Origin of the sequence: Parabacteroides leei (assembly GCF_023369805.1) — a bacterium.
Lineage (GTDB): Bacteria > Bacteroidota > Bacteroidia > Bacteroidales > Tannerellaceae > Parabacteroides > Parabacteroides leei.
On record NZ_JAMBQG010000001.1, the window covers coordinates 706,758 to 728,338 of the forward strand.

The following is a 21,581-nucleotide window of genomic DNA, read 5'->3' on the forward strand; positions in this document are numbered from 1 at the left end:
TTTCGATCAATCGATAGACGCGATTTATAAGGCTTGGCTTTTGTTTCCAAACATGCTATTTATCAGTTAGTTTTAGTTGCAGATGTAATAAAAAGGGAAATAATATGTAAAAAGTTGGTTTTTTATCATTTGTAAAGAAAATAATCCCAAAGAAGTTCCTATTTTTGTGGCCGCAATATTATTAATTAAGTAAAACATATTTGTAGATGGTAAAGAAAGTTGGGAATTTAATTCCAAACACCTTTTTTATTACAAAGGGTAGTGGCGACTCGGATCTGGAAAAACATGCAGGTTCTTATCACATGGCCCTTTATGATGCTGGTATATCAGACTTTAACATTATGACGTATTCGTCTGTTATCCCCGCCACTGCACATCTTGCTACCATGGATGAGATTGACCTCCCTCCATTTGGTACGGAACTGAAGACCATTATGGCCGTGTCTCACGGGTATCAGGATGAGTTTGTATCTGCCGGTGTGGTTTACGCCTGGATGTACAAGGACGAAAACTTCGACGAGAAGCTGGGAGCCCTGGTATGTGAGGTTAGCGGCCGTTATCGTATTGAAGAGTTGGAGTCGCGTCTGATTCGTGTAATCAACGATCTTCACCAGAAAACTTACAGTAAGTACTATCTGGGTGAGCTTAACTTTATAACTGAAGGTATTACCATCGAGAAAAGATACGGTACAGCTTTGGCTGCCCTGTGTTTCGTGGACTTCCTAATGCCTGTAATTGAAGAATAAAGATAAATAAGATACCTGATTATTCGTATGGAAAAACAGAGGTAGGGCTTCGTCTTTATCTCTGTTTTTTTTGCTCCTTCCCCGAAAACTCGCCGTAAGTTTGTTATATTTGTAACGGACTTATGCTATAAAATTTTCTTTATTTAAGAAACAATCCGTTTAAAGCTGTTGTTGTATGAAAAAGATTATTAATCCCTGGGAGGGACTGGAAGGTTATATGTGTTTCGGGTGTGCACCCGAAAACCCTCAGGGCCTTCACATGGAATTTTATGAAGATGGGGATGATGTAGTCGCTTTCTGGGAACCGGAAAGCCATTATCAGGGCTGGTTGAATACATTGCACGGGGGAATCCAGACGACACTTATGGACGAACTGGCCGGTTGGGTAGTATTAAGGAAACTACAAACGTCGGGAGTGACTTCCCGTCTGGATGCACGTTTCCTGAAAAGTCTCTCGACCGGGGAACCACGCTTAATGGTGCGCGGGCGCATCAAAGAGCGGAAACGGAATGCCGTTTTTATTGAGACAGAAATATATAATTCGCAAAACGAACTTTGTTCGCGTGCCGATATCGTATATTTTATTGTTACTCAGGAACAGGCAACGGAACAGTTCCATTTTGCCGGATGCAAGACCGAAGATGAAAAATAGTAGATTAAAAAACAAAGCAAAAAGAAAAACAGATGAAATATATAGGAGCTCATGTAAGTGCGTCGGGTGGGATAGAGAATGCACCGTTGAACGCTCAGGCTATCGGGGCAAAGGCTTTCGCTCTTTTTACCCGAAACCAACGTCAGTGGAAATCTTCTCCGTTGACAAAGAAAAGTATCTCTCTTTTTAAAGAACGTTGTCAGGAGTTTGGCTATGAAGCGAAGCACATCCTTCCTCACGACAGTTACCTGATCAATCTGGGACATCCCGAACCCGAAGGATTGCAGAAATCGCGTGAAGCCTTTCTGGATGAGATGCAGCGTTGTGAACAACTGGAGTTAGACCGCCTTAATTTCCATCCGGGAAGTCACCTGAACCAACTGTCTGTCGACGATTGCCTGGCACGTATTGCCGAATCCATCAACTGGACATTGGAACAGACTACCGGAGTATGTGCCGTTATTGAGAACACGGCCGGTCAGGGCACCAATCTGGGATATACGTTCGAACAGATAGCAGCTATTATCGATAAGGTGGAAGACAAGTCGCGTGTAGGTGTCTGTATCGATACCGCCCATACGCTGGCTGCCGGATACGATATCAAGACCGAGCAGGGATTTACGGAGACCTTCCGCCATTTCGACGAGGTGATCGGTTTTTCCTATCTGCGTGGAATGCATATCAACGACTCGAAGAAAGACCTGGCCACACGTGTAGACCGGCACGATAGCATAGGAAAAGGAGTGATGGGACTGACAACTTTCACTATGTTGATGCAGGATCCTCGTTTCGACGATATACCACTGATCCTGGAAACTCCCGATGAATCGATCTGGGCCGAGGAAATCAGTTATTTGTATACTTTATAATATAATAGGGAAAGAGGCACTTTTGTAAGTCTCCTCTTTTCCATAATACATTACAGTTATGTTTATATTAATGCCAATTATTTTTGTTGCAGGCATCCTGGCAATTGCGCTTGAAGATAAGATTAAGATCAATAAAGCCGCAACCGCCCTCTTTATGGCAATTTCTTTATGGATGATCCTGATGTTTGACGCCTATAACATCTTCATTGAACGCTCTAACCCTTTATTCGCCGAATTTTTAATACAAAACCCGGAAATGGCGAACCTGCCGGCCAAAGACCAGTTTATTAATTTCATAACAAACCGCTCCATTGTCTATCACCTGGGTAATGTGGCGGAAACCTTATTCTTTGTAATGTGTTCCATGCTGATCGTCGATATCGTCGACAAACATGGTGGTTTCAGGGCCGTTACGGGATATATCCGGACTGCCAACAAACGGAAACTGTTATGGTATATTAGTTTCGCAACCTTCTTTTTTTCCGCCTTATTGGATAACTTGGCAGCTGCCATCGTGATTATGGCAGTGCTCCGAAAGCTGGTTCCTGACCGGACCGACCGTTTAAAATATGCCTGTATGGTGATTATTGCTGCCAATGCCGGTGGATCATGGTCGCCGATCGGTGATGTCACTACCATCCTTCTTTGGGTAGGTAAAAATATAACTGCGATGCACCAGATATCGCATGTATTCCTTTCAGCACTGGTCAATATGCTGGTTCCGCTCACGATCGCCAATTTCTGGCTCTTCAAGAAAGATGCTCAGTTGCGTGTGATGAGCGAAGAAGAAATGGCGGACGAATTTGTTCCGGAAATATCCAACCGGGCTCGTCGAACAATTTTCGTGATCGGCGTGCTTTCTTTAGCATTGGTTCCTGTCTTCCAGATGCTGACCAATTTGCCTCCCTTCTTGGGGGTATTGCTGGGACTGGTTATCTTGTGGTTCTACACCGATCTGATGTATAGCCGTTTGCACGTACATGAATCGGAAAAGTTACGTATTTCCCGCTTATTACCCAATATAGACTTAGCCACCATCTTTTTCTTCCTGGGGATCCTGATGGCCGTAGGGGCATTGGAAACATCCGGACAGTTGGGACTTATGTCCGCTTATCTCGACAAACATGTACATGATCCGTATCTGATCAGTTTCGTTATCGGCGTACTGTCGTCTTGTGTGGATAACGTTGCTTTGGTTGCTGCTACTATGGGTATGTACCCTGTGGTACAACAGACAGCCGATCTGGCTCCTTATGCCCAGTATTTTGTGGCCGACGGCGGCTTCTGGACTTTCCTTGCCTACTGTGCCGTAACAGGTGGTAGTATCCTGATTATCGGTTCGGCAACCGGTGTAACGGTGATGGGTTTGGAGAAGATCGATTTCATGTACTATACAAAGCGATTTTCAATTCTGGCATTGATTGGTTATATTTGCGGTGCGGCAGTATATATGCTATTATTCGCTTAAACTTATTTATATGAAAAAGAATTGGATTATCGCGGCAGCCTGCGCCCTTTTGCTTTCCGGAATGGATGCAATGGCATGTACAGGTTTGCTGGTTGGAAAGAAAGCATCGGTCGACGGATCGGTTATGATCAGTTATGCAGCAGACTCGCATACTTTATATGGCGAGCTCTACCGTTGGCCGGCAGCAACCTGGCCGAAAGGGGCTATGCTGGAAGTAAGGGAATGGGATACAAATAAACCGTTGGGACAGATCCCGCAGGTAGAACAAACCTATTCGGTAGTAGGAAACATGAACGAATATCAGGTGGCTATCACGGAAAGTACGTGGGGCGGCCGTCCGGAATTGGTGGATACTACGGGTATCATGGACTACGGAAGCCTGATCTATATTGCTTTGCAACGTTCCAAATCGGCACGCGAAGCAATCAAAGTAATGACCGACCTGGTGAAGGAACATGGCTATTACAGCAGTGGCGAAACATTCTCTATCGCCGATAAGAATGAAGCCTGGGTAATGGAACTGATCGGAAAGGGTACAGGCAATAAAGGAGCGGTATGGGTGGCTATCCGTATACCGGACGATTGCATTTCGGCACATGCCAACCAGTCACGTATCCAGCAGATTCCCTTCGATGACAAGGAGAACTGTATGTATTCGCCCGACGTTGTTTCTTTTGCCCGTGAGAAAGGTTATTTCAGTGGAAAAGATAAGGACTTCAGCTTCCAGAAAGCCTATTGTCCTTACGATTTCAGTGGATTGAGAGGATGTGAAGCCCGCGTATGGTCTTTCTTCCGTAAATATGATAACACAATGGATAAGTATACCGATCTGATCAAAGGGGATACTTCTAAGGAGCCGATGCCATTGTATGTGAAGCCTAACCGTCTTTTGTCCGTACAGGATGTACAGAACGGCATGCGCGACCATTATGAAGGGACGGAGCTGGATATGACGAACGATGCCGGTGCAGGTTCTTATAAAGTACCGTACCGCTGGCGTCCCATGACGTTTAAGGTAGATGGTGAAGAATATACCAACGAACGTGCCATTGCAACACAGCAGACCGGTTTTGTAATCGTGCCTCAGATGCGTAACTGGTTGCCGGATGCAGTTGGTGGAATTCTTTGGTTCGGTGTGGACGATGCCGATATGGCTGTATTCACTCCATTGTATTGTTCGATCACGGAATCCCCTGAATGTTATCGCGTAGGCAACGGGGATATCATGAATTTTTCCTGGACCTCTGCTTTCTGGATTCATAACTGGGTAGCCAACCAGGCTTATTCGAAATACAGTTTTATGATCAAGGACATCCGTACGGTTCAGCAGGAGTTGGAGAATAGTTATAAAGAAGCAATTCCGGCTATCGATAAGGCTGCATCCGAATTGTATGCAAAGAATCCGGCAGAGGCTGTAAAGTTCCTTACCTGGTTCAGTACGACGACAGCCGATCAGGCTACGGCCCGCTGGAAGAAGCTGGGTGAATACCTGTTAGTAAAATATATGGACGGAAACGTTAAGAAAGAAGAAAATGGGCAGTTCAAACAAAACGGTTACGGTTTGTCTGAATATCCTGATTTCCCTGGCTACGATGAAGATTACTATCGCAGTATCGTAAAAAGTGCCGGTGACAGACTTAAAGTAAAATAATTATATTTGCGAATAATGTTGAACTAAATTATTGAGAGTATGAAAAAATTAATTGTTATGTGTATGCTGGCAATTATCAGCATGAGTGCATTTGCACAAACCCAACAGGGACAATCGTCGTTCGGTTTTAATCTTGGTTATGGGTTTAATGATAATGGCAATGCACTGTTGGGAGTTGATTATCGTTATAATTTTACTGATGAAGTTCGTTTTGCTCCTTCGTTGACTTATTTTGTGAAGGACGATGGTTTGAGTGCTTGGGCTATCGATATGAACGTTCATTATGTATTCAAGTTGAGTGAAATGTTTGGTTTCTATCCGTTGGCAGGTCTTGATCTTTCATTCTGGAAAGCAACAGGAAAGTACAATTTTGACGGATTAGGAACAATAAAGGCTAGCCAGAACTTTACTCGCTTCGGTGCAAACGTAGGTTTGGGAGGTGAAGTCTATGCAACCGATCAATTAACTGTTGGTCTGGAATTTAAATATAATATCATTAAGGATTTCGACCAGCCTATTCTGGCAGTTCGCGTCGGATATAATTTCTGATAAACAGATAACTTTATAAATAAAAAGGCCTCTCGGTGGAAAATTATTTCATCTGGGAGGCCTTTTTCGTTGCTGTTTCTTTGTTTGGCAAAACATAGGTCTTTTGACTTCAAAACTCCTATGTTTCGATTGCAAAGCATATATGTTTTGAAGTCAAAAGATATATGTATCCTATAAGTTTGTCGTAAATGATGTTTACCATTTCATATAATCCTCGAAAGTAGTCTTTTCAAAGTTCGGTATCACTTCATATACCTTATCTCTGAGGGTTTCTTCCGGGTTGGTAGTGCTTAATCCGATTACCCGCATACCTGCCGCTGTTCCGGCTTGTATGCCGGCAAAAGAGTCTTCGAAGACGATGCAGTCGGCAGGAGAGACGTTCAGGTCGTTTGCTGCCAGCAGATAACACATCGGATCGGGTTTGCCTTTTGTGATACGGTCGGCTGTTACGATCGTGTCGAACAGGTTGTCCAGGTGATGTAATTTAAAAGCACGTTCTACTTTTGAATTATCGGAACTGGTGACCAGACCCATCTGCACACCATTCTTTTTCAGCAAGTGCAGGAATTCGAGGGAGCCGGGCATAGCCGGTAGCGGCATTGTGCTTTCGTATTCGGTCGATTCTTTAATTACCATCTGACGGAATTCTTCCGGACGATCGGAAAAATACTTATCCATTATGTAGGGGAGGGTAGTGCCTTTGATCACAGCGGCGAAGTTATCGATACCTGTTCCGTAGCGGATGCCTGCTTCATTCCAGAAAATATCATAAATAGGTTCAGTGTCGACTATCACACCGTCAAAGTCAAAGAGAGCCGTTTTTAGTTTCATAGAAATACCTTTATTGATTACATTTTGCATACAAAGATACATCTATTTCTTTGATAAGGATTCCTTTTTATTAAAATAGCTATGCATTTGCTGGTACATTATAAATTAATTTCTATATTTGTGCTCGTGCACACTAATGTCTGTATACCGAAAAAACATTTACTTACTTATAATACTAAAAGGAAAACAGAATGAAAGCAACTTTGAAATTGGCAGCCTTATCTCTTGTGCTGCTTTGTTCCTGTCAGTCGAATGACGGTTGGCAACAGTTATTCAATGGTAAAGATCTTACCGGTTTCAAACAGTTAAATGGAGAAGCTCCTTATCGGGTGGAGGATGGTTGCCTGGTAGGAACTTCGGTAACGGGGCAGCCGAATAGTTTTATGGCTACCGAACAGGAATATGGTGATTTTATCCTGGAGTTTGAAGCCTTATGCGATCCTTCTTTGAATTCGGGAGTACAGTTCCGCAGCGAGAGCCGCCCGGACTATCAGAACGGACGTGTGCATGGTTACCAGTGTGAAATGGACCCGTCAGACAGAGCTTGGAGCGGTGGTGTGTATGATGAGGCGCGTCGTGGCTGGCTTGTGACATTGGTCGATAACAAACCGGGACAGGCTGCTTACAAAAAGACAGACTGGAACAAATATCGTATCGAAGCGATCGGCAATAATATCCGTATCTGGCTGAATGGTGTCAATACGGCTAACCTGTATGACGATGAAACGGCTAAAGGTTTTATTGCTTTCCAGGTACATGGTATCGGTAAGAATACGGAACTGGAAGGAAAAGAGATCAAATGGCGTAATATACGTATCAAAACGGAAAACCTGGAAGCAGAGCGTATGCAGGGTACTTTAGCCCCGGAAGTGAACCGTATTCCCAATTACCTGACAGATGCAGAAAAAGCGGATGGATGGAATTTGATGTTCGATGGAAAAACAACCGACGGATGGCGTGGAGCTCATAAAGAGGCTTTCCCGGATCATGGTTGGAAAGTGGAAGACGGACAACTGATCGTATTGAAGTCGGGTGGAGGAGAGTCCACAAACGGCGGTGATATTGTTTCCGATAAAGAATATGCAGCTTTTGAGTTGAGTGTGGAATTTAAAATTACACCGGGGGCTAACAGTGGTATCAAGTATTTCGTAACAGAGGCTGAAAAACAGAGTGGATCGGCTTATGGTCTGGAATATCAGATATTGGACGATAAGCTTCATCCGGATGCCAAACTGTATACAACTTTTCCGGGTAGCCGTACACTGGCAAGTCTTTATGATATGATGCCGGCACAGAATAAACGTTTCAACGGTGTTGGAAACTGGAATCAGGCTGTTTTGAAAGTGTTCCCCAATAATCATGTAGAACATTGGTTGAACGGGTTTAAAACACTCGAATACGAACGTGGCTCGGATGCTTTCCGTGAGTTAGTGAAAGGTAGTAAATATGCTGCCCCGTCATATAACGAGGCAGGACGTTTCGGGGAAGCTCCCAAGGGACATATCCTGTTGCAGGATCATGGCGATGAGGTTGCTTTCCGCAGTATAAAGATTAAAGAGCTTAAATAAACTTTATTTTTCGCGTGCGAAACTGCATAAAAGAATCGGACGTCGCATTTCTTGAATGATATAATCAGAGGAGGTCAATATACTGAATGTGTATTGGCCTTCGTAATTTTTGATCACTGTCTCCAGATCACTGGGGGTAGCAAAGAAAAATCCTCCTTCCGGCATTTCCTGTTCGAAGTTATGGAAACGGTTTCCGAGGTAAAAATTAAGTCCGTACAGGTTTCTGTAAATCCTGAGATTGTTCATCACGAACATGTTATTTTCGTTCAACGGATATTCTTTCATTACCCTTTCTGCGAAAGGACGTGCAGAACCATTCTGACGGATACCGCGCATAATAACGCCGTCGATCAATAGATTGATTGTGAAGCTCAATGCAATGGTAGCATACAGGATTTTGATGTTTATCTTTTTGAACATCTGGTAAAGTACTGTCAGCAGCGCCAACAGGACGATAATAACAATACAGATTGTCAGGCCGTTGCAATAAGAAAACATATTCGATACGGCTTCAACCTGCGACAAGGTAGCTGCACGGTCTGTATATTGCGATACGATAGTTACCGGATCGATGATTCCTATCATTGTCAATCCGATGGCAATCAGAACGACAGTTGTTACAGAGGCCAGGAATGCTGCAAATATACGGGTAACCTTCGTCCTGTATTCGGTAATATAAATTGCGTATTGTGCCAGGAATATCGCAATAAACGGATATGCGGGCATCAGGTACACACTTCTCTTGCTGGAAGGGATGCTATAGAAAAAAATGATACAAACCAAAGCCACTAAGCTGAATAGCTTTTCTTTCTCCATTGAAAGAATGCGGTTCCAGCTGTCTTTCAGGATCTCTTTAAAAGACTGGTTGGATTTTTGCCATTTCAGTCCGAAGAGAGAGAAGAAAAAGAAGATCGTCCAGGGAATAAATCCTGCTGCCAGGGTCATAAAGTTGTACCAGGCACCGTTCTCATGTCCCAGGTCATAGCTGATTTCCGGGGTGTCCAGATGAAAGAAACGTCCGAAGTTCTCGGCAAGTACGACATCCAGGAAATGATCTCCTCCCTGTTTCCAGGCTGCGATATACCACAGTAAAGGTAAAAATAAGGAGGATACACCGATATAGAGGAGCGATTTAAAAATAGTCAATAAGCTGTATTTACGAAGCATTAACAGGTAAGCTCCGAATACAAACAGGGGAAGGATGACACCGACAGGTCCTTTTGTCAATACGGCACATCCCAGTAATATAGGAATTATGATCGGTAAGCCTTTCAGTTCCAACCTGTCCTCCCAACGGAACAACTGATAGAGGCCGATCACTATGAAAGTGGTCAGTAACATATCGACTCGGGTGGTCATGGCCGCCCTGTGTATCTCTATACAGGTAAGTAATAGGAGAGTGGCTATGAAAGCCTGTTGAAATTTAATCCTTCGTCCGAAAAACACCAGTGTACATCCCATCAGACAGATGAAAGCGAGGGCGGACGGCAGGCGGGCAGTAAACTCTGATACATATCCTTGCGGGTAGGAAAAAGCAGCCATCAGCCAGTGTGCCATAGGAGGTTTGTAAGCAAACTCGTTGGCATAGACCTGGGGCAACACCCAATTTCCTGATTCCAACATGGATATAGCAACTGATGCTTCACGTGGTTCTCCTTTGGTGGAGAAATCCCCCAGACCGATCCAGGGAAGTACGGAGATTATACAGATGATGATAACCATTGTTACCGGCTTTTGCAGGTAGAGGTATTGTAGTGTCGGTGTACGCATATTCTTTTTGTAAAAGGGCTATCCCAGTTAATGTCGATATTTTTAATGTGCAAAAGAACGATTTTTTACGGACTTTTCCCGCATTTTTGATAACTTTTTATGTCCCTAAAGATTCTTTGATGGATGAACGGATGATTTCCGCATCCTCTTTATTTTCTTTCAGTATAGAGAGGATCAGGTTCAGGTAACTTTCTTTGTTACTGATACCGCAGATGTTACACAGGCGACTTTGCGGGAGCATACCTTTCTGATTATATACCCGAAGAATGTTTTTATAGTCGTTTGTTTCGACGTATTGAATAAATTTATCTTTTATTCCGCTGTATATCTCGTCTACATGGACGTTGAAACGGATGCTTTCCACATGCTCGGTCAGTTGTTCGACGGTGGTGATTTTGCGGTCTACTGTTGTTTCGAGCTTTTTGCGTACACGATGTTTGGCATGGAGGATCACCTGGCTCTCCATATCTTTCTCGAACAGTTTGACTACATTCTCTTTTACCTGTTCGAATACTTGTTCGGGATCTCTCATCAGGCGGCTGGCAACAGTTTTGATGACGGGTTCGAGCATCAACAGGTTTTCCACTTCGGCTACGTCGGGGACGAAGATGTGTTGCTCGCGCAGATAATCGATCTCTCCCCGGGTACGGCGGTCGCGGTCGACGATGCCCATCGATTCCAGTGTATGGAAATCCTGTAGCTGGCGGAAGGCCTTCGTTGTTTCGATCACTTTCTGGCAACCGCCCATCGGCTTGACCATATAATCGGGGAAGATAAGCGGGTAGAGGCGGTTGTCGATACTGTTGGAGTCGGTGCCTTCGATGAACAGAATTGGTTTACGGCTTCCCAGGATATCTATGTAGACCTCTTCGGGAAGGCTGTCGTTGCTTTCTATCAATTGGTAATCCCAGGTATGGGCATCGGCGTTGTAGTCTCTTATCCAGATCCGTTTACCTTGTGGGCGTGAGGTGGCAAAGTCGATGTCGTGTGTGAGATATATGTAGGTACAATCGGGGCGCATGGTTTCTATCTCGTCCCAAAGCAGGTTCTTGATGGAGTTGTGAAGGAGTATTTCGGGTTCTTCGATCACTAACAGTTCGTTCGGGGCAGCACAAAGTACGGCTCCGATCAGGTAGAAAACGATCTTTTCGCCGTCGCTCATTCTTCCGGCGGTATATGAATTACCGTCGCGACTGGTCGAGGCCAGTTCGATAAAACCGGATTTCCGTACCAGGCGGTTGTGGGGAAACATTTTTTCCCAGATGGCTTGGATGCGGTCTATTTTGGTGACAGGCGGTTGCAGGTCCGGATTGAGCTTGCAGGCTTCCTTGTAATTTACGGCCGCTTCGAATTCTTCGCTTTGCAGGCGCAGGATCAGTTTCTCATATTCCGAAAGGCGGGGCATAAAAATACGTTCTGCGATCATCGACTGAAGGCGGGAGAGTTCGTTGCCTTCGACCGGAACGGGTTCTTCGCTGCTGATAAATAACGAGTGCATGCCGGATATCTTTTTACTGTTATCGGCATAACGTTCCAACAAGTCCCTACCGAACGAACTTTTGCCGGCGCCATTCGCTCCGATCACAACGAGTACCTTCGTGTCGAGTACGGTCGGTTCGGTAGCATTCAACTGGGTTGGGAGAGTGAGTTCCATACAAGTCTGATTTGTTTTACTCCCAAAGGTAAGGAATTTGCTTTAAACCGACTAGTGTTCCTTTGCTTTCTTTTGTTAAGGGGAGGATTACATCAAATAGAAAAGGGTTGCATCTTATTAATTGCAACCCTTTTTCTTTGTTTAATTAGCGAAGTGATAACTACCCGAGCCGATCTCGATTTCCGTGTAGGTGGCGGTGTCGCTCACTTTCCGGATTCCCGGCTGGTTGGATTGTTTGATTTGGAATTCTTTCGGTATACGTACTACCGCAGATGTGTTACCCGGGATTGTGATGTCCCAACTGAAAGTTCCGTTTTCTTTCTTCCAGGCACTTGTGATCTCTCCGTAAACAGATTCGTAGGCCGCAGACACTGAGTTTAATCCCTCTGGGAATACCGGGGCCATGATTAGTTTCTTGTAAGCGATCGATTCCGGAGCGGACTTAATTCCTGCCAGGTCTTCGTAGTACCAAATGATCAGGTCACCCAATAACATGACATGGTTGGCTGAGTTCATGGCAGGATCGGCTGTGTCTCCGTTCCATAATTCCCAGATGGTGGTGGCACCTTTCTTCACCATATAGCCCCAGCTGGGGTAGGTGTCGTTGGTAGCGATCTTCCAGGCCATATCTACCCGGCCGTATTCGGTTAGGCCGCGCATCAGGTGTTGGATACCCAGAACACCGGTGCTTACATGGCCTCCGAAGTCATCTTCTGTTTTCTTTACGATGTTGGCAAAAACTTTTTCTCCGTATCCTTCCGGTACAAGACCGAGACGTAATGACAATATGTTGGCTGTAACGGTGTTGTTGCCATATTGGGCAGTTTCCGGATTGAAGAATTTTGTATTGTAAGCCTCTTTCATCTTGGCTGCAAGTTCACGGTATACAGGGATGTCGTTGTCTTGTCCGCAGATTAGAGCAAATTCACTCATCATGTTCAATAGACTATAATACATGCTGGTTGAGAGGATTGCACCGTCGGTTTTACGGGCCGGATCCTGCGAATGGATCAACTCCTGCGATTCCGGAGGCATACACCAGTCGCCGTATGTGTCTTTTACGATGATATAATCCTTCATGGCTGTTTGTTCGATATGCTGCATCCAGCGTTTCATGGACGGGTAGTGTCTGATAATACCACTCTTGTCACCATATTGGCGATATAATAGGTTGGCAACATAGAAGTAGGCGGCAGGCCAGGTGACATCGTCGTTGTATATGGTCCAATAGCGGGGAGATACATCGGAAATACTTCCTTCGGGGCTCTGAGAGTCTTCTATATCCTGCAACCATTTGTTATAGAGGAGGGCATTGTTGAAGATGAATGCTTCTCCGTAAGCACCTGTTACGCGGTCGCCCAACCAGCCGTGGCGTTCGTCACGCTGCGGGCAGTCGGTCGGCATTCCACGGTAGTTACCGCGGATACCCCAGTAGGCGTTTTTATAGATCTGGTTGACCAGAGGGTTGGAGGTTTCGAACTTTCCAGTCGTTTTCATTTTGTCATAGATTACTTTTCCGGTGAAGGCGGTTAATTCCGGTTTATAGTCGAGCCCCGAGATCTCTACAAAACGAAATCCGTGATAAACGAATATCGGTTCCCAACTGAAATTACCATCCTGTGCCGGTGTATAAATATCGAAGACATTGGCGCTACGCAGGTTATCCAGGTAAAGTGAACCGTCTTCTTTCAGTATCTCGGCAAATTTCATCGTGATAGGTTGATCTTTCTTTCCTTTCAGGTTGATCGCCAGTCTGCCGACCATGTTCTGGCCCATATCGATGATGTATTTACCATCCGGTCTTTCGGTGATGCTGACGGGTTCGATTTCTTCCTGGATGCGAAGGTTCGGGTTGGCTTGTACGGTTAGTTTTCCCGGAGGTGTGGCCATAACATCTGCCGTTTGCCATTTGGAATCGTCGAAACCGTTCTTATTCCATCCGTTCAGTTCCAGTCGGGCATCGTATTCTTCCCCGTCGAATTCGTTGTTGGCTACGATAGGACCTTGGGAGGTCACTTTCCAGGAGGTGTCACTGATAATGATTGACTGCGAACCGTCGGTATACTCGATCTCCAACTGTGCGAGTAAAGAAGGTAAAGTTTCTTGTTTATCTCTCATGCCGAAATAGCGTCCGTTACCTAAGGCGATACCGATCGTGTTTTTATCCTTCGACAATAGATCGGTTACATCATACACATTATAATATACCCGGTTAGGATACCAGGAGGGTCCGGGTGCAAAAATATCTTCGCTAACGGGTTTTCCGTTGATGTAAGATTCGGAGAAACCGAGACCTGAAATGTATAAGACGGCTCTCTGAATAGGTTTGTCTGCAACGAACTCTTTACGGAGATAGCGTGCGGCAAGGCGGGTTTTCCCTTCATTTGTTTCTCCGGGATTGGACAGTTTGTTTTCTCCGATCCACGTCGCCTTCCAGTCGGATGGGGTGAGAGTCATCGACCAGGAGTTTGTTTTACTCCAGTCGGTGGTACCCTGGTTGGTGTTCGCTTTAACACGCCAGAAATATTGTTTGCGGGATTGTAGGGGGCTTCCTGCGTAAGGGATCTGTATGGACTCGTCGCTTTTAATCTCGCCACTGTCCCAAACTAAATCTTTTCCGTTATTTAGATTCTCGGGAGATTCGGCGACTTGTATCTGATACGAGGTCTGAATGAGATCTGGAGAAGCGGAGGAGATTTTCCACATAAAGCGGGGGTGCGATACTCCGATACCGACCGGATTCTCTTTCATTTCAACCCGGAGGTCTTTTATATCGACCGTTTGACAGGATGTACATCCTGTCAGTATGAAAACTAAAGCGGCCAATAAGGAGGATAAGGTTGTTTTCATCTGTATTTGTATTAAGTTATGATAGAATAAAAGTCTATAATTATCTTTCTACAAAATTAGAGTTTTGGATATTGAGCAGACTTTGAATTTTGATATTTATTCTATGTAAAATGATACAACAAGGAATGAAAACGAGAATCTTTTTCTGTGTGAATATAAAAAAGCGGTAAACACCTCGTCTCCCAAGGTTATTTACCGCTTTTCATATTTAGTATTATTTAGTAAGCCCGTGCAAACAATACGCGTTGTGCGGAAGGTTTGCCGGTAACCATACATTTACCCGGTGTCTTGTCTCCTTCCAGAGGGATACAACGGATAGTTGCTTTCGTTTCGTTCTTGATCAACTCTTCTGTTTCAGGAGTACCGTCCCAGTGAGCCATGATGAAGAGGCCTTCTTCGATCTTTTCTTTGAATTCTTCGTAAGTATCGACTGTGACCGTGCAAGCTGTACGATGGTCGAGTGCTTTCTGGAAGATGTTCTGCTGGATTTCTTCCAACAGGTTCTGTACGTATTCTTCGATACCGTCGCAAGTGATGGTTTCTTTTTCCAACGTATCGCGACGCATTACTTCGATCGTGTTGTTTTCAAGGTCGCGTCCACCCATAGCCAGACGTACGGGAACACCTTTCAGTTCGTATTCGGCGAACTTCCATCCCGGTTTCTTATTATCTGCATCATCGAACTTAACGGAAATACCCATCTTCTTCAGCTTGGCAACGATACCGCTCACCTTTTCGCTGATCTGTGCCAACTGTTCGTCATTGCGGTAGATCGGAATAATTACAACCTGGATAGGAGCTAGGTGCGGAGGCAATACCAAACCGTTATCGTCTGAGTGAGACATGATGAGCGCACCGATCAGGCGGGTGGAAACCCCCCATGAGGTAGCCCATGCGTAGTCGCTCTTACCTTCTTTGTCGATGAAAGTAACGTCGAATGCCTTACCGAAGTTCTGTCCCAGAAAGTGGGAAGTACCTGCCTGCAATGCTTTTCCATCTTGCATCATGGCTTCGATCGTATAGGTATCCAAAGCTCCTGCAAAACGTTCACTGGCAGATTTTACGCCCTTTACGACCGGCATAGCCATATAATTTTCAGCAAAGTTTGCATATACTTCCTGCATCTTCTTTGCTTCGATCTCTGCTTCTTCGCGTGTTGCGTGAGCGGTATGTCCTTCCTGCCACAGGAATTCGGCAGTGCGAAGGAACAGACGGGTACGCATTTCCCAACGCATCACGTTAGCCCACTGGTTACATAAGATAGGCAGGTCGCGATAAGACTGGATCCAGTTACGGTATGTATTCCAAATGATTGTTTCTGATGTCGGGCGAATGATCAGTTCTTCTTCCAGTTTAGCTGCCGGGTCGACAACTACACCTGTGCCGTCGTGATTTGTTTTCAGACGATAGTGTGTAACAACTGCACATTCTTTGGCGAAACCTTCTACGTGCTCGGCTTCCTTGCTCAAGAATGATTTCGGGATCAATAGTGGAAAATAAGCGTTTACGTGTCCTGTTTCCTTGAACATATCATCGAGGATACGTTGCATCTTTTCCCAAATAGCGTATCCGTAGGGTTTGATAACCATACAGCCACGTACAGCAGAGTTTTCTGCCAAATCCGCTTTAATTACCAGATCCTGGTACCACTGAGAGTAGTTTACACTTCTCTTGGTCAGTTCTTTCAGCTCTTTTGCCATCTTCTTTAATTCTATGTTATTTTCAATGATTTCAAATAATGTCGGGCAAAGGTACAAAAATATTTAGATTGCATTTCAATAAGTATGGTTGATATTGGAATATATTCTGAGTAGAATTAAGATAGGGAACCAAGAGTTGTTTCATACCGGAGAAACAGTCGTTTCTACTAGATGAAACAGTTGTTTCACTTAAGTGAAACAAAACCTTAAAGCTTAAGTGATAATCACACTCTTTAAACAAACAAAGGCTGTCACCCTTTCAGGGACAGCCTTTGAGTTGTATAAAGAACTTGTCTATTATTTGTACGGTTCGCCTTTAACAGCTGCGATACCCGGCAGAACTTTACCTTCGATAGCTTCCAGCAAAGCACCGCCACCTGTAGATACATAAGAAACTTCGCTTGCAATACCGAACTTATTAACGCAAGCAACAGAGTCGCCACCACCAACAAGAGAGAATGCACCGTTCTTGGTCGCTTCAACGATAGCGTTACCTACTGCACGAGAACCGTCAGTGAAGTTTTCGAATTCGAATACGCCTGTAGGACCGTTCCAAAGGATAGTCTTAGATTTCTTGATAACATCAGCGTAGATTTCGATAGTCTTAGGACCGATGTCAAGACCTTCCCATCCGTCAGGAATTTCGTTTACGTTGGCATAATCTGTTTTAGCATCGTTGCTGAAAGCGTCAGCGATCTTAGCGTCGACAGCCAATACCAGGTTTACACCTTTTTCTTTTGCTTTCTTCATCAGGTCGAGAGCCAGATCCAACTTATCGTCTTCAACGATAGAGTTACCGATCTTACCGCCCATGGCCTTAGTGAAAGTATAAGTCATACCACCTGTTACGATCAGGTTGTCTACCTTGTTCAACAGGTTTTCGATGATTTCGATTTTAGAAGAAACTTTAGAACCACCCATGATAGCAGTAAACGGACGAGCAATGTCGTTCATTACTTTTTCTACAGCTTTTACTTCTTTTTCCATCAGGTAACCGAACATCTTGTGGTCAACATCGAAGTAATCAGCGATCAGCGCTGTAGAAGCGTGAGCACGGTGAGCAGTACCGAATGCATCGTTTACATAGCAGTCTGCATAAGAAGCCAATCTCTTCGTGAATTCTTTCTGGCTTTCTTTCACTGCTTTTTTAGCAGCTTTCTTTTCGTCGTCTGTTGCATCTTCAGCCAAACCTCTTGGTTTACCTTCTTCTTCAGCATAGAAACGAAGGTTTTCCAGCAGTAAAGCTTCGCCCGGTTGCAGAGCAGCAGCCTTAGCGCCAGCTTCTTCACCAATACAGTCGTTAGCAAACTGAACTTCTACGCCCAGTAATTCAGATACACGACCCAAAATATGTTTCAGTGAAAATTTATCAGTAACGCCTTTCGGACGGCCCAGGTGAGAACCTATGATTACACTGCCACCGTCTGCCAGGATCTTCTTAAGAGTAGGAAGAGCGGCACGAATACGAGTGTCGTCTGTGATGTTGAAGTTTTCGTCCAGTGGAACGTTGAAGTCAACTCTTACAAATGCCTTTTTGCCGGCAAAATTGAAATTGTCAATTGATTGCATAACTCTTGTATTTAAATTTCTGTATAAAATGTCTTTCTTAGCGCTCGCAAACTTACATAAAAATATTTTATTTTGGTGTTACATTTACAGAATAATTCGGTCAATTTAGCATTCGCTTCCCTTTTGATAGTTGATTTATTATTATAGTATAGGAAAGGATCGGTGGTTTTCGAATATTAGTAAGGGATACCGGGGAAGACGAGTGTTGGAATATATAATAGTTTTTTTTCAAAACTTTTAATAGTAGATAATAAAGTCTGTTTATATATTTGCCGGTAGCTATTGATAATCATTTTTGAAAGAAAATTTTTATGAACTATGCGTACTAACTATTTAAATCTACTTATTGTACTGTTATTGGGTATTATCCCTTGTAAGATCTACGCTGAAAACTCTGAAAAAAGCGTAATGTTGTACACTCCCTACACTAAAATTTCTTTGCCTCCGGGAGAATCTGTTGATTACAGTATTGATGTCATTAACAAAAGTGACGAAGTGAAAAACGCTACAATCTCCATTGAAGGGATGCCTCGTGGATGGAACTACGAGATCAAATCGGGAGGTTTCACAATCAGTGAACTATCGGTCCTCCCGGATGAGAAAAAGAATTTCTCCCTGAAGGTGGAAGTACCGGTAAAAGTGAATAAGGGGACTTATCAGTTCACGGTATCCGCAGATGGAATGGCCCGGCTTCCTCTTACTATTACCGTCTCCAAACAAGGAACTTATCAGACGGATTTTACAACGACCCAGCCTAATATGGAGGGTAATTCAAAATCTACATTTACTTTCAATGCCTCGATTAAAAACCGCACAGCCGAGCAGCAACTGTATGCCCTGACCGCTGATGTGCAGCGTGGATGGAATGTCGTTTTCAAGCCTAACTACAAACAGGCTACTTCTGCCCAGGTGGAACCTAATGCTACGCAGAATATTACGATTGATATAAATCCGCCGGCAAATGTAGCAGCAGGAACCTATAAAATCCCCGTTCATGCATCGACTGGTTCTACCTCTGCCGATTTGGAACTGGAAGTTGTCATCACTGGTTCCTATGAAATGGAACTGACGACACCGAGGGGATTGCTTAGTTCGGATATAACGGCCGGCGATACCAAGCGGATAGACCTGGTAGTAAAAAATAACGGTTCCGGTGAGTTGAAAGATGTAACATTTTCTGCTAGCAAACCGGTAGACTGGGAAGTCTCTTTCGATCCCGCCAAGGTCGTAAAACTGGGTGCAGGACAAAGTACAAATGTGGTGGCTATCGTAAAGGCTTCCAAAAAGGCGCTTCCGGGCGATTATGTTACAAAAATGGAAGCAAAGACACCGGAAGTTAATGCTACTGCAGATTTCCGTATCTCCGTAAAGACCCCGATGGTCTGGGGATGGGTCGGTGTATTTATTATAGTGGTAGTATTGGGTGGTGTGTATTATCTGTTCCGCAAATACGGAAGGAGGTAAGCCATGTGCCAGCATGTTATCGAACTAACCGGCTTGACAAAGAAGTACGGAGGTTTTACAGCAGTGAACGATTTGAATCTCATTGTAGAGAAAGGTGATATATTTGGTTTGCTTGGCCCTAATGGTGCGGGAAAATCAACAACTATCCTGATGATGCTCGGACTGACCGAACCTACTTTCGGGTCAGTAAAGGTCTGTGGCATAGATTCGACTACCCACCCGATAGAGGTGAAAAGGAAAGTCGGTTATCTGCCCGAAGATGTAGGTTTTTATGATGATATGACCGGAATAGAGAATCTGGTTTACACGGCTCAGTTGAACGGTATTCCTAAAAGTGAAGCGATACAGAAAGCGGAGCAGCTACTGGACAGGGTAGGGTTGACTAATCAAGGAAAGAAGAAAGCCGGGAAATATTCCCGGGGGATGCGTCAGCGTCTGGGACTGGCCGATGTATTGATAAAAGAGCCGGAAGTAATTATTCTGGATGAACCGACATCAGGAATAGATCCGTCTGGTGTACGCGAATTTATGGATTTGATTCATCAGTTAAGTCATGAGGACGGGTTGACGGTCTTATTCTCTTCCCATCATCTGGACCAGGTTCAGCAGGTTTGTAACCGGGTCGGGTTATTTAGCGGTGGTAAACTACTGGCTGATATCAGGCTGGCCGAGTTGCAAAAAGAAGAACATGCACTCGAACATATTTATAATCGTTATTTCGAAGGAGGTAAAGATCATGAATAGAATATATCATCCTTTTTGGGTAATTGTAAACAAGGAAGTCTCCGACCATGTGAGAAGCTGGCGGTTTATCATTCTGATCGTCATAATTGCGTTGACTTGTATGGGATCGTTGTACACTGCCCTTACTAATATCGGTGCTTCTATTAAACCGAATGATCCGGATAATGCATTCCTGTTTCTGAAGCTGTTTACCGTATCAGATGGGACGTTGCCCTCCTTTGTCGTATTTATCAGCTTTTTGGGGCCATTGTTAGGAATTGCCCTCGGATTCGATGCGATCAATTCGGAGCAAAACAGGGGTACGCTTAGCCGTATCCTGTCACAGCCGATTCATCGGGATTATCTGATCAATGCGAAGTTTGTGGGAGCTCTGATCGTGATAGCGATTATGCTGTTCTCGTTAGGCTTTCTGGTGATGGGTTTTGGATTGATTGCTATCGGTATTCCGCCAACGGCAGAAGAGTTTCTGAGGATGGTGTTCTTTATTATTGTTAGTATCTTTTACGTAGCCTTCTGGCTGAATTTGTCGATATTCTTTTCCATACAATTCCGTCAGGCGGCGACTTCAGCATTGGCTTGTGTGGCGATCTGGTTGTTTTTCAGTGTTTTTTATAATATGATCATTAATCTGATAGGAAAAGCACTCAGTCCTTCCGGATTTGCCAGCGATTATCAGATAATCAGTTACCAGCGCTTTATGCTTAATCTGTTACGTTTCGCACCGAGCCAGTTGTTCAGTGACGCAACGACCACGTTACTGATGCCTTCTGTCAGAAGTCTGGGGCCGTTGACTATGGAGCAGGTTCATGGAGCTATTCCCAGTCCGTTGCCTTTAGGACAGAGCCTGATGGTTGTCTGGCCGCAATTGACCGGGCTGATTGCGGCGACGGTTGTTTGTTTCGCTTTATCATATGTTTCTTTTATGAGGAGAGAGGTTCGTTCCCGGTAATTTGATAAATTAGAAAAGGCTCTCATCCGATGTAGGGATGAGAGCCTTTCTTTATTCTGTATATCTATCTTTTCGTTATACGGCTTCCAGCTTAAAGCGCAGGCGTAACCTTCCGTCTGCATAATCATAGTTAAGCAGTTTGAACCGTCCTATTTCGGAGGTATTGCCGACGTGGGCGCCAATGCATGCACAAGCATCGTAATCTCCAACACGAACGATACGTAGTGTATCGCTGGCATCTTCCGGTAATTTGCTGAGATCGACAATGGCACCGGCTTCCGATTTCGGGATAAAGTCGATTGTTACAGGTAGATGTTGATCTATCACTTCGTTTATCCGTCGTTCTACTTCTGCCATCATTTCAGCAGTAGGCGCTTCTGACAATTCATAATCGCACTTGCTCTTTTTCCTTTCTATATGGGCGTTCCTGGAACGGGGACAACCGAACATCCGTACCATCGTCTGGTTAAGAATATGTTCGGCCGTGTGCATGGGTGGATACTCGGCTTTGTTGTGCTCGTTTAATTGAATTTCTTGTTCCATAAAT

General features: G+C 44.4%; 17 protein-coding genes. 10 read left to right on the plus strand and 7 right to left on the minus strand.

Features of this window, described 5'->3' with window-relative positions:
• Window positions 1–206 precede the first annotated feature (206 nt).
• The 6 genes from M1P97_RS02845 (at window position 207) to M1P97_RS02870 (ending at window position 5,935) form a co-directional block, all read left to right on the plus strand.
• Window positions 207–746, plus strand: coding sequence for a pyruvoyl-dependent arginine decarboxylase (locus M1P97_RS02845; RefSeq protein WP_195374287.1), 540 nt, complete (start codon window positions 207–209; stop codon window positions 744–746).
• Between the two features lie 175 nt (window positions 747–921).
• On the plus strand, window positions 922–1,398 hold the full coding sequence (locus tag M1P97_RS02850; protein ID WP_195374286.1) for a PaaI family thioesterase: 477 nt from the start codon (window positions 922–924) through the stop codon (window positions 1,396–1,398).
• 32 nt (window positions 1,399–1,430) lie between these two features.
• Window positions 1,431–2,267 carry a deoxyribonuclease IV gene (nfo, locus tag M1P97_RS02855; RefSeq protein ID WP_195374285.1) on the plus strand — a complete coding sequence of 279 codons (837 nt, stop codon included), beginning with the start codon at window positions 1,431–1,433 and terminating at the stop codon, window positions 2,265–2,267.
• 58 nt (window positions 2,268–2,325) lie between these two features.
• On the plus strand, window positions 2,326–3,735 hold the full coding sequence (gene nhaD / locus M1P97_RS02860) for a sodium:proton antiporter NhaD (RefSeq protein WP_195374284.1): 1,410 nt from the start codon (window positions 2,326–2,328) through the stop codon (window positions 3,733–3,735).
• A gap of 10 nt (window positions 3,736–3,745) precedes the next feature.
• Window positions 3,746–5,386 carry a dipeptidase gene (locus tag M1P97_RS02865; protein WP_249388330.1) on the plus strand — a complete coding sequence of 547 codons (1,641 nt, stop codon included), beginning with the start codon at window positions 3,746–3,748 and terminating at the stop codon, window positions 5,384–5,386.
• 39 nt (window positions 5,387–5,425) lie between these two features.
• Entirely contained in the window at window positions 5,426–5,935 is a 510-nt protein-coding gene (locus tag M1P97_RS02870) for an outer membrane beta-barrel protein (RefSeq protein ID WP_195374282.1), read from the plus strand.
• Between the two features lie 195 nt (window positions 5,936–6,130).
• Here M1P97_RS02870 and M1P97_RS02875 read toward each other — a convergent pair whose 3' ends face one another.
• Complete coding sequence (locus M1P97_RS02875; protein ID WP_195374281.1) at window positions 6,131–6,766, minus strand: HAD family hydrolase; 636 nt, start codon at window positions 6,764–6,766, stop codon at window positions 6,131–6,133.
• A gap of 191 nt (window positions 6,767–6,957) precedes the next feature.
• On the opposite strand from M1P97_RS02875, the gene M1P97_RS02880 reads away from it, so the two are divergent.
• Entirely contained in the window at window positions 6,958–8,334 is a 1,377-nt protein-coding gene (locus tag M1P97_RS02880) for a 3-keto-disaccharide hydrolase (protein ID WP_075557881.1), read from the plus strand.
• 3 nt (window positions 8,335–8,337) lie between these two features.
• Here the strand turns inward: M1P97_RS02880 and M1P97_RS02885 are convergent, their stop codons facing one another.
• From M1P97_RS02885 to M1P97_RS02905, 5 genes are all read right to left on the minus strand, one after another.
• Window positions 8,338–10,104 carry an ArnT family glycosyltransferase gene (locus M1P97_RS02885; protein WP_195374279.1) on the minus strand — a complete coding sequence of 589 codons (1,767 nt, stop codon included), beginning with the start codon at window positions 10,102–10,104 and terminating at the stop codon, window positions 8,338–8,340.
• 97 nt (window positions 10,105–10,201) lie between these two features.
• Window positions 10,202–11,758 carry a DUF4435 domain-containing protein gene (locus tag M1P97_RS02890; protein WP_249388331.1) on the minus strand — a complete coding sequence of 519 codons (1,557 nt, stop codon included), beginning with the start codon at window positions 11,756–11,758 and terminating at the stop codon, window positions 10,202–10,204.
• Between the two features lie 141 nt (window positions 11,759–11,899).
• Entirely contained in the window at window positions 11,900–14,608 is a 2,709-nt protein-coding gene (locus tag M1P97_RS02895) for an alpha-L-rhamnosidase (protein ID WP_249388332.1), read from the minus strand.
• Window positions 14,609–14,826: 218 nt separating this feature from the next.
• The gene (gene proS / locus M1P97_RS02900) at window positions 14,827–16,308 is read right to left on the minus strand and encodes a proline--tRNA ligase (RefSeq protein ID WP_195374276.1); all 1,482 of its coding nucleotides are present in this window, start codon (window positions 16,306–16,308) and stop codon (window positions 14,827–14,829) included.
• Between the two features lie 297 nt (window positions 16,309–16,605).
• The gene (locus M1P97_RS02905; protein WP_195374275.1) at window positions 16,606–17,877 is read right to left on the minus strand and encodes a phosphoglycerate kinase; all 1,272 of its coding nucleotides are present in this window, start codon (window positions 17,875–17,877) and stop codon (window positions 16,606–16,608) included.
• Window positions 17,878–18,195: 318 nt separating this feature from the next.
• On the opposite strand from M1P97_RS02905, the gene M1P97_RS02910 reads away from it, so the two are divergent.
• The 3 genes from M1P97_RS02910 to M1P97_RS02920 are packed head-to-tail and all read left to right on the plus strand — an operon-like array spanning window position 18,196 to window position 21,034.
• Entirely contained in the window at window positions 18,196–19,341 is a 1,146-nt protein-coding gene (locus M1P97_RS02910) for a COG1470 family protein (RefSeq protein WP_249388333.1), read from the plus strand.
• A 3-nt stretch (window positions 19,342–19,344) separates the two neighbouring features.
• Window positions 19,345–20,085 carry an ABC transporter ATP-binding protein gene (locus M1P97_RS02915; protein WP_249388334.1) on the plus strand — a complete coding sequence of 247 codons (741 nt, stop codon included), beginning with the start codon at window positions 19,345–19,347 and terminating at the stop codon, window positions 20,083–20,085.
• A complete protein-coding gene (locus M1P97_RS02920) occupies window positions 20,078–21,034 on the plus strand; it encodes an ABC transporter permease (RefSeq protein WP_122363005.1) in 957 nt (318 codons plus the stop codon). The genes M1P97_RS02915 and M1P97_RS02920 overlap by 8 nt, the downstream gene beginning before the upstream one ends.
• Before the next feature lie 75 nt (window positions 21,035–21,109).
• On the opposite strand, the gene M1P97_RS02925 is transcribed toward M1P97_RS02920, so the two are convergent.
• On the minus strand, window positions 21,110–21,577 hold the full coding sequence (locus tag M1P97_RS02925) for an alanyl-tRNA editing protein (protein ID WP_249388335.1): 468 nt from the start codon (window positions 21,575–21,577) through the stop codon (window positions 21,110–21,112).
• Window positions 21,578–21,581 lie beyond the last annotated feature (4 nt).

What these genes read in the sequence shown, in the direction of transcription:
- M1P97_RS02845 (WP_195374287.1), top strand. Translation starts at nt 207, where the DNA reads ATGGTAAAGAAAGTTGGGAATTTAATTCCAAACACCTTTTTTATTACA.
- M1P97_RS02850 (WP_195374286.1), top strand. Translation starts at nt 922, where the DNA reads ATGAAAAAGATTATTAATCCCTGGGAGGGACTGGAAGGTTATATGTGT.
- nfo (WP_195374285.1), top strand. Translation starts at nt 1,431, where the DNA reads ATGAAATATATAGGAGCTCATGTAAGTGCGTCGGGTGGGATAGAGAAT.
- nhaD (WP_195374284.1), top strand. Translation starts at nt 2,326, where the DNA reads ATGTTTATATTAATGCCAATTATTTTTGTTGCAGGCATCCTGGCAATT.
- M1P97_RS02865 (WP_249388330.1), top strand. Translation starts at nt 3,746, where the DNA reads ATGAAAAAGAATTGGATTATCGCGGCAGCCTGCGCCCTTTTGCTTTCC.
- M1P97_RS02870 (WP_195374282.1), top strand. Translation starts at nt 5,426, where the DNA reads ATGAAAAAATTAATTGTTATGTGTATGCTGGCAATTATCAGCATGAGT.
- M1P97_RS02875 (WP_195374281.1), bottom strand. Translation starts at nt 6,766, where the DNA reads ATGAAACTAAAAACGGCTCTCTTTGACTTTGACGGTGTGATAGTCGAC.
- M1P97_RS02880 (WP_075557881.1), top strand. Translation starts at nt 6,958, where the DNA reads ATGAAAGCAACTTTGAAATTGGCAGCCTTATCTCTTGTGCTGCTTTGT.
- M1P97_RS02885 (WP_195374279.1), bottom strand. Translation starts at nt 10,104, where the DNA reads ATGCGTACACCGACACTACAATACCTCTACCTGCAAAAGCCGGTAACA.
- M1P97_RS02890 (WP_249388331.1), bottom strand. Translation starts at nt 11,758, where the DNA reads ATGGAACTCACTCTCCCAACCCAGTTGAATGCTACCGAACCGACCGTA.
- M1P97_RS02895 (WP_249388332.1), bottom strand. Translation starts at nt 14,608, where the DNA reads ATGAAAACAACCTTATCCTCCTTATTGGCCGCTTTAGTTTTCATACTG.
- proS (WP_195374276.1), bottom strand. Translation starts at nt 16,308, where the DNA reads ATGGCAAAAGAGCTGAAAGAACTGACCAAGAGAAGTGTAAACTACTCT.
- M1P97_RS02905 (WP_195374275.1), bottom strand. Translation starts at nt 17,877, where the DNA reads ATGCAATCAATTGACAATTTCAATTTTGCCGGCAAAAAGGCATTTGTA.
- M1P97_RS02910 (WP_249388333.1), top strand. Translation starts at nt 18,196, where the DNA reads ATGCGTACTAACTATTTAAATCTACTTATTGTACTGTTATTGGGTATT.
- M1P97_RS02915 (WP_249388334.1), top strand. Translation starts at nt 19,345, where the DNA reads ATGTGCCAGCATGTTATCGAACTAACCGGCTTGACAAAGAAGTACGGA.
- M1P97_RS02920 (WP_122363005.1), top strand. Translation starts at nt 20,078, where the DNA reads ATGAATAGAATATATCATCCTTTTTGGGTAATTGTAAACAAGGAAGTC.
- M1P97_RS02925 (WP_249388335.1), bottom strand. Translation starts at nt 21,577, where the DNA reads ATGGAACAAGAAATTCAATTAAACGAGCACAACAAAGCCGAGTATCCA.